The organism is Telluria sp. AZSoR62, assembly GCF_058111565.1.
In genome coordinates this window covers 462,407-476,371 of record NZ_JBYTST010000001.1, presented here as the reverse complement: position 1 = coordinate 476,371, position 13,965 = coordinate 462,407, and the positions used below count along the sequence as shown (strand labels likewise).

Here is a 13,965-nt window from a genome sequence, read left to right as displayed (position 1 = left end):
CTCAGCATGAACGCAATTTCGAAGGCCAGCGCGGACGACGATACCGCCCTGGTCTCGCCCGACACCCAGTTCGGGCCTGGCCTGCTGCCGCAGCAGCCCTCGAACGAGCGTCCGGCCCAGGGCCCGGGCCCCGTGTACGGCTCGGCCGACGCCGCCGCCCGGCGCCTGGGCAATACGCGCCCGCGCCGGCCCCTGGCCGCAACCGCCGACGAAGGCGAAGACCTGCGCCTGCCGCTGATCGGCCACCTGTCGCTGGCCAGCCAGCTGCGCCTGGTGCTGGCCGCGTTTGCGGCCGGTATCCTGCTGACCGTGCTGGCCATGTGGCAGAACGCGGCCCATTCCGGCGTGACCTCGACCCAGGGCCAGATCGCCGCCGACGCCCTGATGCATTCGCAGCGGGTGGCGAAATCGGCGCCGAACGCGCTGCGCGGCGACATCACCGCCTTCAGCCAGTTGGACAACAGCCGCGCCGAACTGGGCCGCCTGCTGGCGCTGCTGGCGCGCGGCGGCAAGGCCGGCCCGGCGACGATCACGCCGGCATCAAACAAACTGGCGCCCATGCTGGCCAAGGCGCGCGCGGCCTGGTCGGCCTCGAACGCCGCCGCCACCACGATTGCCGGCAACAAGCGCCACCTGGTCGGTTTCGGCGCCAGCGTGGCCCGGCTCGATTTGCTCGCCCCCGAGCTGCGCAGCCTGGCCGAGCGCCTGCGCGGTTCAAGCGCGCGCCAGGACGCCGCGCTCGAGCGCCTGGTGGCGATCTCGGAACGCCTGCCGGCATCGGCCCATGCCTTCACCGCCCCCGGCGCTGCGCACCGCGAGGCCGCCAACACCATCAAGCGCGACAGCGCCGAACTGGGTGCGTTGCTGGACGCCCTGGTCGGCCTGAATCCCGCCCTCGGCCTGGCGCCGGTCGCCGACGTCGACCTGCGCGAGCGCCTCGCCGCCGCGCGCACCTCCTTCCGCAGCTGGCAGCAGGGCATGGCGCCGCTGGCGACCAACCTGCACAACTTCGAGGCCGCGCGCGCGGCCGAGCAGGTCATCGCGCGCGACAACGAGGGCCTGCGCTCGACGCTCGAGCGGGTCCAGGCCGAATACCGCCGGCTGCTGGGCACCCGCAGCTCCTGGTTCTGGCTGCTGGTGGGCGCCTCGGTGTTCACGCTGGCGATGGGCGGCAGCATCAGCCGCGTCATGCTGCAGGACTCGCGCAACCGCACCCGCGGCGCCGATGCGCGCCGCCAGGAAGCCGAAGCGATGCGCCAGCTGGCCCAGGCCAAGGAAGAAGAAGCCAAGGCCACCAACGACCAGAACCAGGCGGCCATCCTGCGCCTGATGAACGAATTGCAGGAAGTCGCGGACGGCGACCTGACCGTGCATGCCACGGTGTCGGAAGACATCACCGGCGCCATCGCCGACTCGGTCAACTATACGGTGGAAGAATTGCGCGAGCTGGTGCTGCGCGTGATCCGCACCACCGAGCAGGTCACGCGGGCCTCGGACGGCGCGCAAACCGTCTCGACCGAGCTGCTGGGCGCGGCCGAAGCCCAGTCGCGCGAGATCCAGGAAGCATCCAGCACGGTGCTGCGCATGGCCACCCAGATCGCCGACGTGTCGCGCTCGGCGACCGAATCGGCCGAGGTGGCGCGCCAGTCGGTGGATGCGGCCGAGCAGGGCGCGCAGGCGGTGCAGAACGCGATCCTGGGCATGAACGAGATCCGCGAACAGATCCAGGAAACCTCCAAGCGCATCAAGCGCCTGGGCGAATCCTCGCAGGAGATCGGCGAGATCACCGACCTGATCTCGGACATTACCGAACAGACCAACGTGCTGGCCCTGAACGCCGCGATCCAGGCCGCGTCGGCCGGCGAGGCCGGCCGCGGCTTCTCGGTGGTGGCCGAGGAAGTGCAGCGCCTGGCCGAGCGCTCGGGCGAAGCGGCCAAGGGCATCGGCGCGCTGGTGCGCACCATCCAGGCCGATACCCACGACGCGGTGGCGGCCATGGAAAAGTCGACCCAGGGCGTGGTCGAGGGCGCGCGCCTGTCCGATGCGGCCGGCGCCGCGCTGCTGGATATCTCGCGCGTGTCGAACCGCCTGGCCGAGCTGATCGAGGCGATTTCGAGCGCCGCACAGCAGCAGGCGACGTCCGCCAACGGTGTGGCCCATAATATGCAGCACATCCTGTCGGTCACCGAGCACACCCAGGGCGGCACGCGCCAGACGGCGCAGTCGATCCGTGAGCTGGCGCTGCTGGCGCAGGAGCTGAAAGATTCGGTGTCGCGCTTCCGCGTGGCCGCCTAAACAACCCGCTGAGTAAGTACAACGAGCCCAATGACCAACGCACCTTCCAGCCGCATGCCCGCTTTCGACACCGGACCCCTGTCATGGGTGATCGGCGAGATCCGCGATGCGCTGGGGCGCTCGGGCACGGCCTTGCGCGATGCGGCCAACCGCAGCGCCGAGGCCCAGCCGACCCTGCTGCTGCACGCCAAGAGCCACCTGCACCAGGCCCATGGCGCCCTGCAGCTGGTGGACGTCGAGGGCATCGGCGCACTGGGCGCGGCGGCCGAACAGCTGATCGACGCCTTCAAGGACGGCCGCCAGGCCTGCACGCCCGAATCCGTAAAGATCGTGCAGGACGCCTACCAGGCGCTGGTCGAATACCTCGACGAGCTGCTGGGCGGCGCGCGGCAGCAGCCGGCGCGCCTGTTCCCGTATTACCGCGACCTGCAGGAAGCGCTGGGAGCCGAGCGCGTCCACCCGTCCGACCTGCTGCCCGCGGGGCTGGGCCAGGACCTGGCGTTGGACGTCGCGCAGGTGGGGCCGGCCCCCGACATCGCGGCCTGCCGCACCCGTTTCGAAAAATCGCTCCTGCCTTTCCTGAAAAGCGGCGAGGCCCAGCACGCGGCCGGCATGCGCGACGCGGTCGCGCCGATCGCGCTGGCCCAGGCCGAGCCGCGCCCGCGCCTGTTCTGGGAAGCGATCCACGCCTTCATCGGTGCGGTGGCCGACGGCCAGGTCGAGAGCGACCTGTACGTGAAGCAGCTGCTGGGGCAGGTGAACATGCAGCTGCGCCGCCTGGCGCAGGGGCAGGGCGGCACCCCGGACACGATGCTGCGCGATGCGCTGTTCTTCGTGGCCGCGGCGCGCCAGCCCAATGACGACGCGCAGCGCCTGCGCCAGGCCTGCGGCCTGGACGGCCTGGTGCCGCACGACTACGCCGAGCGCCGCTACGGGCGCATCGATCCGGCCACGCTGCAGGAAGCGCGCGAAGCGCTGGCCCGCAGCAAGTCGGACTGGGACCGCATCGCCACCGAGGGCGCGGGCGAGCCTGAAGTCAAGGAAGACTTCAACGACGCCCTGTCGCGCCTGGCCGGCGCCAGCGAAAAGCTGGGCGCGCCCGCGCTGGCGCAGCTGATGCGCGAGCTGGGACGCGCCGCGACCGACGCCATGGCGGCCGGCCGCAGCGACGGCCTGGGGCTGGAGATGGCCACCGCCATGCTGTTCGTCGAGAACGGCCTGGACCAGTTGCGCCAGCTGCCGGACGATTTCGCCGAGAACGCCGAAGCCGTCGGCGCGCGCCTGCTGGCGCTGGCCGCCGGCGAAACCCCGCCCGACGCGCCGCAATGGCAGGGCGAGCTGGCGCGCCAGATCCAGCAAGGCCAGACCGTCGCAGTGCTGGCCGGCGAGATCAAGGCCGGCCTGCGCCAGGTCGAGAAGCTGCTCGACGATTACTACGACGATCCATCCAAGCGCGAGGTGCTGGCCCAGGCCGAGCCGGTGCTGCACCAGCTGCAGGGCGCGCTCGCCATCCTCGACCAGGAACAGGCAGTGCAGGCCGCGCGCCACGTGGCCGGGCAGGTCGCCGTGCTGGCGGGCAGCGACGGCGACGTGACGGCGCAGTCGAGCGTGCTGCACAACATCGCCCAGAACATCGGCGCGCTCGGTTTCTTCACCGACCTGCTGGGCCAGAACAGCGAAGTGGCCAAGGGCCGCTTCACCTTCGACGCCGAGAAGCGCCTGCTGCGCGAGCTGCCTTTCGAATTCGTCGAGGCGGCGCCGGAAGCGGCGCCCGAAGCGCCGGCGCCGCAGGCGCAGGCCCAGGCGCAGCCGCAAGACGCGTCGATCGAATCCGAACTGCTCGAGATCTTCATCCTCGAAGCCCAGGAAGTATTGGGCTTTGTCGCCGAAGCGCTGCCGCAGGCGGAAAGCAATCCGGCCAGCCAGGAAGCCCTGGCCCTGCTGCGCCGCTCCTTCCATACGCTCAAGGGCAGCAGCCGCATGGTAAGCCTGGAGCGCTTCGCCGAAGGCGCTGCCGCGATCGAACGGGTCATGAACGTCTGGCTGGCGGAAGCCAGGAGCGCCACGCCCGAGCTGTTGGCGCTGCTCAGGCATGCGCATGCCGAACTGTCCGACTGGGTGGCCGACCTGGTGGCCAACGGCTGGTCGGCGCGCGAGAGCGCGGCGCTGGTGCAAGCCGCCGCGCGGGTACAGGAGGGCGGGCAGGCGGCGCTGGAAGACGTGCCGGTGCTGGTCGAACTGGCCGAGCCGGAGGCGCCCGCCAGCGCGCCGGACAGCAAGCGCATCGGCGAACTCGAGATCGCCCCGGGCCTGTACGCCGTCTATGTCGACGAAACCGAGGCGCTGGTGCAGGTGCTGGCCGATGAAATCGCGGCCCTGGGGTCTGAACCGGCGCGGCGCGCCTCGCAAGACCTGCTCAAGGCCGCGCACACGCTGGCCGGCACCTCGGCCACGGTCGGCTATACCGCCTTGCAGGACGTGGCCCACGCATTGGAACTGGTGCTGGAGAAGCTGGCCGCGCCCGGCCCCCTGCTCGACGAGAGCGGACGCGAGCTGCTGGACGCGACCCTGTCGCGCGTGCGCACGATGCTGCAGGTGTTCGGCCTGGGCGAGCTGGCGCCAGGCCAGCCCGACCTGCTCGCCCAGCTGGGCGCCTTGCACGAGCGCCTGGCCAGCCAGCAGGCGGCCAAGGTGTATGGCGAAGCCGACCCGGTACTGACCGACAAGCTCGACGCCTTGTTTGCCACGGCCTACGGCGAGCTGCTGGCAGCGCCGCCGCCGTTCGAAGCGGCGCCCGCGGTGCGCGACGAAGCCGAGCAGTCGAGCGCGGTGAGCGAGATCGACGATTTGTTCGACAGCCTGATGGACGACCCGTTCGCCGCCTCGGCCTTCGGCGCGCCTGGCCTGGACCAGGCCGCGCCCGACGACGCGCCGGTATTCGTGCCGGTCACGCCGGACGAGGCGGGGCTGGACGAGGCGCCGGAAGCCGTGGCGTCCGTATTGGCCTCGGAGCCGGAGGAAGCCGAGCCGGAACCCGCGTCGGAACCCGCGCCGCTGTTGCCGGCCGCGCAGCAGCCGGCGCCGGAAGACGGCGCACTGGCCGCCGTCCCGGCGTTCGGCGACGAGCTCGATCCGGACCTGCTGCCGGTCTTCCTGGAAGAAGGCGCCGACCTGTTCCCGCAGATCGGGAACAGCCTGCGCCAGTGGCAGCAGGACCCGCAGGACACGGCCGCCGCCCAGGGCCTGCAGCGCGCCCTGCATACGGTCAAGGGCAGCGCCCGCATGGCCGGCGCGATGCGCCTGGGCCAGCACACCCACGAGCTGGAAACCCAGGTCGAGAACATGGTCCACGCCGGCACCACCAGCCCGGCCGCCTTCGACGAGCTGCTGGCCAGCTACGACGCCGCGCTGCTGCTGTTCGAACAGTTGCAGCAGCCCGCCGCTGCATCGCCGGCCGCAACGCCGGCGCCTGCCGCCGAGCAGCCGGGCGCGCGCACGCCGCTGGTGCGGGTGCGCGCCGACATCCTCGACCGCGTGGTCAACCAGGCCGGCGAAGTGTCGATCTCGCGCTCGCGCCTGGAAAACCAGGTCGGCTCGCTCAAGGGCGCGCTGTCCGATTTCTCGGAAAACCTCGACCGCCTGCGCCGCCAGATGCGCGAGATCGAGATGCAGGCCGAATCGCAGATCGCGTCCCGCCTGTCGATCGCGGGCGAGCGCGAATTCGACCCGCTCGAATTCGACCGCTTCACGCGCCTGCAGGAACTCACGCGCATGATGGCCGAGAGCGTCGACGACGTGGAAGCCTTCCACGACAGCCTGTCGCGCACGGTCGATAGCGCGGCCGAGGACCTGGCTGTGCAGTCGCGCATGACGCGCGATCTGCAGCGCGACCTGATGCGGGTGCGGATGGTGCCCTTCGCATCGCTGTCCGAGCGCCTGTTCCGCGTGGCGCGCCAGACCGCGAAAGAACTCGAGAAGCGCGTGAACCTCGACATCCGCGGAGGCGCCGTGGAAATCGACCGCAGCGTGCTGGAACAGATGGCCGCGCCCTTCGAACACCTGCTGCGCAACGCCATCGTGCACGGCATCGAGGCGCGCAGCGCGCGTGTCGACGCCGGCAAGGCCGAGACCGGCGAAATCCTGGTGCAGGTCGAGCAGCACGGCAATGAAGTCGCGATTCAATTCAACGACGACGGCGCCGGCCTGGACCTGGAGCGTATCCGCGCCAAGGCCCGCGCCATGGGGCTGATCGGGGACAACGCCGTCGTGTCCGACCAGGATGCGGCCGAGCTGATATTCGAGCCGGGCTTTTCGACCGCCGAGACCTTGAGCGAACTGGCCGGCCGCGGCGTCGGCATGGACGTGGTCCGTTCCGAAGCCCAGGCGCTGGGCGGGCGCGTGATGGTCACGACCGAGCCGGGCAAAGGGACACGCTTCTCGATCCACCTGCCATTGACGCTGGCAGTCGCGCAGGTGGTGCTGGTGGCGAGCGGCGGCCGCACCTGGGCGCTGCCCTCGACCCTGGTCGAGCAGGTGATGCAGGTGCGCGATACCGACTTGCAGGCGGCGCAGGCGGCCGGGACGATTGCGGTGGCGGGACAGCCGCAGTCCCTGCATGCGCTCGACGCGCTGCTGGGCGAGGCCGGCAATGGCGCCGCGCTGCAGCGCCTGAACCCGGTGCTGGTGGTGCACGGCGCGGGCGGACGCATCGCACTGCGCGTGGACGAGGTGCTGGGCAACCGCGAAGTGGTGGTCAAGAACATCGGCCCGCAGCTCGCGCGCATGCCGGGCATCGCCGGCGCCACGGTACTGGGCACCGGCGAGATCGTGCTGATCCTCGATCCGGTGGCGCTGGCGCAGCAGCCTGCCGCCCCGGTCGCGGCGGGCGCCGCCAGCGTCCAGCCTGCGCACCGCGCCAGCATCATGGTGGTGGACGATTCGATCACCGTGCGCCGCGTGACGCAGCGCTTGCTGGAGCGCGAAGGCTACCAGGTCATGCTGGCCAAGGATGGCGTCGACGCGCTCGAGCAGATCGAGCACGCGCGGCCGGACCTGATGCTGGTCGATATCGAGATGCCGCGCATGGACGGGTTCGACCTGACGCGCCAGGTGCGCGAGAACGAGGCCACGGGCGGCATCCCGATCATCATGATCACCTCGCGCACGGCGGACAAGCACCGCAACGTGGCGCTGGGGCTGGGGGTGAATGCCTTCTTCGGCAAGCCTTACCAGGAGGCGGTGTTGCTGGCGGCGATTGACAGCTTGTTGGACAAGGGCTGATGGCTGCGGTGTGGAATCACTCCGCAGCCTTCTTCACCACCGCAAACCGCTCCAGGGTCCGCTTCCTCGCCACATCGTGCTCCACGACCGGCAGCGGATAATCCCTCCCCAGCACCACGCCTTTCTCCGCCAGCACCTCCGCCGCCACCAGCCACGGCGCATGAATCTCCTTCGCGCTCAGCCGCGCCAGTGAAGGCACCCACTCGCGAATGAACTCCCCATGCGCATCGAAGCGCGTCGACTGCGACACCGGATTGAAGATCCTGAACCACGGCTGCGCGTCGCACCCGGTCGATGCCGCCCACTGCCAGCCGCCGTTGTTGGAGGCCAGCTCGTAATCGTTGAGCTGGAGCGCGAAATAGCGCTCGCCGCGGCGCCAGTCGATGCCCAGGTCCTTGGTGAGGAAGCTCGCGGTCACCATGCGCAGCCGGTTGTGCATGAAGCCGGTCTGGTTCAGCTGGGCCATCGCCGCATCGACCAGCGGATAGCCGGTGCGGCCCTCGCACCAGGCCGCAAACAGGGCGTCGGCTTCCTCGCCCGTCTCCCAGGCCAGCACATCGAAGGCCGGCTTGAACGAGCGCGTCGCCACCTGCGGGTTGCGCGCCAAAATCATCGAATAGAAATCGCGCCAGATCAGTTCCGACAGCCAGACCGAGGCGCCGGTGCCGCCGGCGCCGCTGTGGGCCAGTTGCTGGGCGGTGCGCACGAGGTGGCGGATCGAGGTGGTGCCGAAGCGCAGGTGGGTCGACAGGCGCGAGGTGCCGTCCTCTGAAGGAAAATCGCGCGCCCGTCCGTAGTCGGCCATGTGTGCGACGAAGCGCTCGAACAGTTCTTCGGCGCCTTCCATCCCCGCCGGCAGCGGCGGCTCGCCCGGTTCGAAGCCGATGTCTTCCAGCGAGGGCAGGGCGGGCGGCGCGGTGGGCGGGGCAAACGCATGCGCGTAGGCGTCGACCGGATAGCTGGCCAGGGTTTCCGGCATCGCGGCCAGGCGCTTGAGCCAGGCATTCTTGTAGGGCGTGAACACTGAGAAGGGACCCCTGGCCAGGGTCAGCACTTCTTCCTTCTCGAAGATCACCTGGTCTTTTTCACTGAAAAATTTCCGGCCATCAGCTTCCAGCGCGGCTTTCATCCGTGCGTCGCGATCGACCGCCTCGGGTTCATAATCGGTGCATACCACCACCGCGTCCACGGCCAGTTCGGCGGCAAGCGCGGGGATCACTTCCAGCGGGCGGCCTTGCCGCACAATCAGGTATCCGCCGAGCCGGCGCAGTTCGGCGTCAAGACTGGCCAGGCTGGCGTGAATGAAGCGCACGCGGCGGTCGTCACGGGGCAGCGCATCGAGGATTCCGCTGTCATACACGAAGACGCAGTGCACACGATTGGACGAGCTCAACGCCCGGTGCAGGGCTGCATGGTCGAACGCACGCAGGTCACGCCGTAACCAAACCAAAGAGTTGCTCATATTCATCATCGTGTGCGGGGTCAAAGTGGCGGCCGATTTTACTGGGTAGGATTCTTCCTAAGCAGCGAGGAAGGAAACAAGACGGGTCAGTAGTGGGACGCGAAGCTGGGTGTGTGAAGGGCTGCGAGGGCTGGCTGCGGTGGCGCTTCCGGAGGCGCCGGGCCGATTCAGTGTAAACTATCGAAAAGCGTAACGTTGTTTTGTGGACACTTCCCGGTCGCCCAGCTTGGGCGGTCGCCAACCAGAGTGAGCCCATGTGAGAGTAAGCGTATGAAAAAAAGTAAAGTTGGCAAGACTCTACCAATGCCCGGCATGCCACCGGAACACGACGATACGCTGGGGAATATCGGGCCCGCGCCTTCGGGCCTGAACCTCGCCAACCATTTCCTGATCGCGATGCCCTCGATCCAGGACCCGATCTTCGGCGGCACCGTGGTCTATGTCTGCGAGCACAACGAGAAGGGCGTGCTCGGCGTGGTCATCAACAAGCCGACCGACATGACCATGGAAGTGCTGTTCGACCGCGTCGACCTCAAGCTCGGCGAAGGCCTGCGCTCCCCGGTCGTGGACGAACCCATCATGTTCGGCGGCCCGGTCCAGGACGACCGCGGCTTCGTGCTGCATACCCCGAGCGGGCGCTATTCGTCCTCGCTCACCGTCACCGACGATGTCGCCTTCACCACCTCGATCGACGTGCTCGAAGCCGTCGCTAGCGGCAACGGCCCGGCCCGCATGCTGGTCTCGATCGGCTATGCCGGCTGGAGCCCCGGCCAGCTGGAAGAAGAACTGTCGCGCAACGGCTGGCTCACGGTTGCCGCCGATGCACGCGTGCTGTTCGACCTGCCGATCGAAGAACGCTATACCGCCGCCATCAAATTACTCGGGATCGATCCCCTCATGCTTGCTACCGAGGCCGGCCATGCGTAATGGTTGAGATTGTTCTGGGGTTCGATTTCGGGGTGAAGCGCATCGGCATCGCCATGGGCAACACCCTCACGGGGCAGGCGCAAGCGTTGACGGTCATCAAGGCCATCGACAACGCCACCCGTTTCGAGGTCATCGGCAAGCTCATCGACGAATGGAAGCCGGCCCGCCTCATCGTGGGCGAGCCGCGCCATCCCGACGGCGCCGAGCACGACATGACGCTGCGCTCCCGGCGCTTCGCCAACCAGCTCCACGGCCGCTTCAGCCTGCCCGTCGACCTCGTCGACGAGCGCTATTCCTCCGCAGTCATCCCCCAAAAACGCGGCGAGATCATCGACGCCCAGGCGGCTGCCATCATTTTGCAACAATACTTTGACGACCATGCCAACACCTAATACACAGTACGACGCGGAAGCCTTGTACCGCGAGCTGCTGGGCCAGGTCCGCGCAGGCCTGGCCGGCGTGCCGGATGCCGCCATCGTCGGCATCCACTCGGGCGGCGCCTGGCTGGCCGAACGCCTGGCGCGCGACCTCGACCTGCTTGGGCGCTTCGGCACCATCGACGTCTCGTTCTACCGCGACGACTACGCCAAGAAGGGCCTGCACCCGGACGTGAAGCCGACCCATATCCGCTTCCCGGTCGACGGCGCCACCATCGTGCTGGTGGACGACGTGCTGGAAACCGGCCGCACCGTGCGCGCCGCGATCAACGTGCTGTTCGACTATGGCAGGCCAAGCTGCATCCGCCTGGCGGCGCTGGCCGACCGCGGCGGGCGCGAGCTGCCGGTGGCCGCCGACTACGCGGGCGTGCGCACCACGCTGGCGCCGAACCAGTCGCTGTGCCTGCAGCGCGGCGACGCCGGCCAGCTCTCGCTGACCATTGAAGAAGATCCTGCCCCTACGAGCCATGCCCAAGATCCTGCACAATAATCCGCAACTGAACAAGAACGGCGAGCTGCAGCACCTGCTCAGCATCGAGGGCCTGCCCAAGTCCATCGTCAACCACATCCTCGACACCGCGTCGAGCTTCGTGGGCATTTCCGACCGCGAGGTCAAGAAGGTGCCGCTCATGCGGGGCAAGAGCGTGTTCAACCTCTTCTTCGAGAACAGCACCCGCACCCGCACCACCTTCGAGATCGCGGCCAAGCGCCTGTCGGCCGACGTCATCAACCTGAACATCCAGGCCTCGTCGGCCAGCAAGGGCGAGTCGCTGCTGGACACCATCGACAACCTGTCGGCCATGCACGCCGACATGTTCGTGGTGCGCCATTCGCAGTCGGGCGCGCCCTACCTGATCGCCAAGCACCTGGTCGAGACCGGGCAGTCGCATGTGCACGTCGTGAACGCCGGCGACGGCCGCCACGCGCACCCGACCCAGGGCCTGCTCGACATGTACACCATCCGCCACTATAAGAAAGACTTCACCGACCTGCGGGTGGCGATCGTCGGCGACATCCTGCACAGCCGGGTGGCGCGCTCGGACATCCACGCCCTGACCACGCTGGGCGTGCCGGAAGTGCGCGCCATCGGCCCGCACACGCTGCTGCCGGGCGGGCTGGAACAGATGGGCGTGCGCACCTTCACCGACATGAACGAAGGCCTGAAGGACGTCGACGTCATCATCATGCTGCGCCTGCAGAGCGAGCGCATGAGCGGTGCGCTGCTGCCTTCGGCGCAGGAATACTTCAAGAGCTACGGGCTGACCCCGGAGCGCCTGGCGCTGGCCAAGCCCGATGCGATCGTGATGCACCCGGGTCCGATGAACCGCGGCGTCGAGATCGACTCGGCGGTGGCCGACGGCAGCCAGGCGGTGATCCTGCCGCAGGTAACCTTCGGGATTGCGGTACGCATGGCAGTGATGAGCATTTTGGCAGGAGGCAGGTCTTGAATTTCGCACGCATGAAACTTCATATCAAGAACGGGCGCGTGATCGACCCGGCCAACGGCATCGACCAGGTAGCGGATGTATTCATTGCCGACGGCGCGATTGCCGCCATCGGCGCGCCGCCTGCCGGCTTCGTGGCGGACAACAGCATCGACGCCGCCGGCCTGGTGGTTGCCCCCGGCCTGGTGGACCTCTCGGCGCGCCTGCGCGAGCCGGGCTACGAATACAAGGCCACGCTGGAATCGGAAATGCAGGCAGCGATGCAGGGTGGCGTGACCACCCTGGTCTGCCCGCCGGACACCGACCCGGTGCTGGACGAACCGGGCCTGGTCGAGATGCTCAAGCACCGCGCGCGCAGCCTGGACCAGGCCAACGTGCACCCGCTGGGCGCCCTGACCATGGGCCTGAAGGGCCAGGCCCTGACCGAGATGGCCGAGCTGACCGAAGCCGGCTGCATCGGCTTCTCGCAGGCCGAGGAGCCGGTACTGGACACCACGGTGCTGATGCGCGCCATGCAGTATGCGAAAACCTTCGGCTACACGGTCTGGCTGCGCCCGCAGGACGCCCATATCGGCCGCGGCGGCGTGGCCCACAGTGGGCCGCTGGCCTCGCGCCTGGGCCTGTCGGGCGTGCCGGTGATGGCCGAGACCATCGCGCTGCACACCATCTTCGAACTGATGCGCGCCAGCGGCGCGCGCGTGCACCTGTGCCGCATGTCTTCCGCCGCCGGCCTGGCGCTGGTGGCCGCAGCCAAGAAAGAAGGCCTGCCGGTCACCTGCGACGTCGGCGTGCACCACCTGCACATGACCGACGCCGACATCGGCTTCTTCGACCCGAACGCGCGCTTCGACCCGCCGCTGCGCAGCCAGCGCGACCGCGACGCCATCTGCAGCGGCCTGCTCGACGGCACGGTCGATGCGGTCTGCTCGGATCACACGCCGGTGGACGACGACGAGAAGATGCTGCCCTTCGGCGAAGCCTCTCCCGGCGCAACGGGCCTGGAACTGCTGCTGGCGCTGATGCTCAAGTGGACCGAAGACCAGCATGGCCACGACGGCGTGCTGTCGAAGGCCATCGCCAAGGTCACGATCGAGCCGGCGCGCATCGCCGGCCTGCCGGCCGGGACCCTGTCGGTGGGTGCGGCGGCCGACGTGGTGCTGTTCGACCCGGATGCGCGCTGGACGGTCGAGCGCCGCGCCCTGGCCAGCCAGGGCAAGCACACGCCTTTCCTCGGTTACGACCTGGCCGGGCAGGTGCGCGCGACCATCGTGCGCGGCCGTGTTGCGTACCAGCGCTGAGCGCGGCGGGCGCCTGCCCGCATTCGCCTCGACCGCGGCATCGTGAAGCTGCGCCTTGCCCTGCGCCTGGCGCGCGTGACGGTCCACCTGGTGGCGGGCCTGGCGACCTGCGCCGTCGTGTTCCCGCTGGCTTCCAACGGTGTGCGCGAGCGCCTCACGCGGCGCTGGTCGCGCAAGCTCGTCGGCATCTGCCGCGTGAGCGTCGAGGCGGCGCCCGGCGCGCCGGTACTCGCGCATGCGCTGGTGGTGGCCAACCACGTGTCCTGGCTCGACATCTTCGTCATCAACGCCCTGTATCCCTGCCGTTTCGTGGCCAAGGCCGAGATCCGCGCCTGGCCGGTGCTGGGCTGGCTGGCGGCCGCCGCCGGCACCGTCTTCATCGCGCGCGGCAACCGGCGCGAGCTGCGCCAGATCTTCAAGGGCATCGTCAATGTGCTGGCGCAGGGCCAGCGCGTGGCCTTCTTCCCCGAAGGGACGACGTCCCGGCAGGGCGAGGTGCTGCCCTTCCACGCCAATCTGTTCGAGGGCGCCATCGACGCCAGGGTGGCGGTGCAGCCCTACGCGCTGTCGTATGTGGATGCGGCCGGCCGCAGCCACCCCTCGGTCGACTATACCGGCGACACGACGTTTGTCGACAGCATGTTCCGGATATTGGCGGGCCCGCCGGTTCGCGCACGCCTGCAGGCGCTGGCGCCGATCGAAGGCGCGGGCGCGCACCGCCGCGAACTGGCCCAGGCCGCCCACGACGCCGTGGCCGCGGCGCTGCGCCCTTGATCATAGCTGTGATTCATTAAATGAATCACAGAGCAATAAATCATATA

9 protein-coding genes are annotated in these 13,965 nt (G+C 68.9%); 8 read left to right on the top strand and 1 reads right to left on the bottom strand.

From position 1 onward, the window contains the following. Nucleotides 1-6 precede the first annotated feature (6 nt). Nucleotides 7-2,295 (top strand): methyl-accepting chemotaxis protein, encoded by a 2,289-nt coding sequence (locus AC3XQU_RS02075; RefSeq protein ID WP_489872462.1) that lies wholly within the window; start codon nucleotides 7-9, stop codon nucleotides 2,293-2,295. Between the two features lie 30 nt (nucleotides 2,296-2,325). Further along, nucleotides 2,326-7,575 carry a hybrid sensor histidine kinase/response regulator gene (locus AC3XQU_RS02070; RefSeq protein ID WP_489872461.1) on the top strand — a complete coding sequence of 1,750 codons (5,250 nt, stop codon included), beginning with the start codon at nucleotides 2,326-2,328 and terminating at the stop codon, nucleotides 7,573-7,575. A gap of 16 nt (nucleotides 7,576-7,591) precedes the next feature. On the opposite strand, the gene AC3XQU_RS02065 is transcribed toward AC3XQU_RS02070, so the two are convergent. Then, on the bottom strand, nucleotides 7,592-9,043 hold the full coding sequence (locus tag AC3XQU_RS02065; protein ID WP_489872730.1) for a cryptochrome/photolyase family protein: 1,452 nt from the start codon (nucleotides 9,041-9,043) through the stop codon (nucleotides 7,592-7,594). A gap of 297 nt (nucleotides 9,044-9,340) precedes the next feature. On the opposite strand from AC3XQU_RS02065, the gene AC3XQU_RS02060 reads away from it, so the two are divergent. The 6 genes from AC3XQU_RS02060 to AC3XQU_RS02035 are packed head-to-tail and all read left to right on the top strand — an operon-like array spanning nucleotide 9,341 to nucleotide 13,918. After that, the gene (locus tag AC3XQU_RS02060; RefSeq protein WP_489872460.1) at nucleotides 9,341-9,964 is read left to right on the top strand and encodes a YqgE/AlgH family protein; all 624 of its coding nucleotides are present in this window, start codon (nucleotides 9,341-9,343) and stop codon (nucleotides 9,962-9,964) included. Beyond that, nucleotides 9,964-10,356: a Holliday junction resolvase RuvX gene (gene ruvX / locus AC3XQU_RS02055; RefSeq protein WP_489872459.1), complete on the top strand. Its 393-nt coding sequence runs from the start codon at nucleotides 9,964-9,966 to the stop codon at nucleotides 10,354-10,356. Before AC3XQU_RS02060 ends, ruvX begins: the two co-directional genes overlap by 1 nt. Further along, nucleotides 10,343-10,891, top strand: coding sequence for a bifunctional pyr operon transcriptional regulator/uracil phosphoribosyltransferase PyrR (gene pyrR / locus AC3XQU_RS02050; protein WP_489872458.1), 549 nt, complete (start codon nucleotides 10,343-10,345; stop codon nucleotides 10,889-10,891). Before ruvX ends, pyrR begins: the two co-directional genes overlap by 14 nt. Next, the gene (locus AC3XQU_RS02045; protein WP_489872457.1) at nucleotides 10,869-11,849 is read left to right on the top strand and encodes an aspartate carbamoyltransferase catalytic subunit; all 981 of its coding nucleotides are present in this window, start codon (nucleotides 10,869-10,871) and stop codon (nucleotides 11,847-11,849) included. The genes pyrR and AC3XQU_RS02045 overlap by 23 nt, the downstream gene beginning before the upstream one ends. An 11-nt stretch (nucleotides 11,850-11,860) precedes the next feature. Further along, nucleotides 11,861-13,144: a dihydroorotase gene (locus AC3XQU_RS02040; protein ID WP_489872456.1), complete on the top strand. Its 1,284-nt coding sequence runs from the start codon at nucleotides 11,861-11,863 to the stop codon at nucleotides 13,142-13,144. A 42-nt stretch (nucleotides 13,145-13,186) separates the two neighbouring features. Continuing rightward, nucleotides 13,187-13,918, top strand: coding sequence for a lysophospholipid acyltransferase family protein (locus AC3XQU_RS02035; RefSeq protein WP_489872455.1), 732 nt, complete (start codon nucleotides 13,187-13,189; stop codon nucleotides 13,916-13,918). The last annotated feature ends 47 nt before the right edge of the window (nucleotides 13,919-13,965 follow it).

What these genes read in the sequence shown, in the direction of transcription:
- AC3XQU_RS02075 (WP_489872462.1), top strand. Translation starts at nt 7, where the DNA reads ATGAACGCAATTTCGAAGGCCAGCGCGGACGACGATACCGCCCTGGTC.
- AC3XQU_RS02070 (WP_489872461.1), top strand. Translation starts at nt 2,326, where the DNA reads ATGACCAACGCACCTTCCAGCCGCATGCCCGCTTTCGACACCGGACCC.
- AC3XQU_RS02065 (WP_489872730.1), bottom strand. Translation starts at nt 9,043, where the DNA reads ATGAATATGAGCAACTCTTTGGTTTGGTTACGGCGTGACCTGCGTGCG.
- AC3XQU_RS02060 (WP_489872460.1), top strand. Translation starts at nt 9,341, where the DNA reads ATGCCCGGCATGCCACCGGAACACGACGATACGCTGGGGAATATCGGG.
- ruvX (WP_489872459.1), top strand. Translation starts at nt 9,964, where the DNA reads ATGGTTGAGATTGTTCTGGGGTTCGATTTCGGGGTGAAGCGCATCGGC.
- pyrR (WP_489872458.1), top strand. Translation starts at nt 10,343, where the DNA reads ATGCCAACACCTAATACACAGTACGACGCGGAAGCCTTGTACCGCGAG.
- AC3XQU_RS02045 (WP_489872457.1), top strand. Translation starts at nt 10,869, where the DNA reads ATGCCCAAGATCCTGCACAATAATCCGCAACTGAACAAGAACGGCGAG.
- AC3XQU_RS02040 (WP_489872456.1), top strand. Translation starts at nt 11,861, where the DNA reads ATGAAACTTCATATCAAGAACGGGCGCGTGATCGACCCGGCCAACGGC.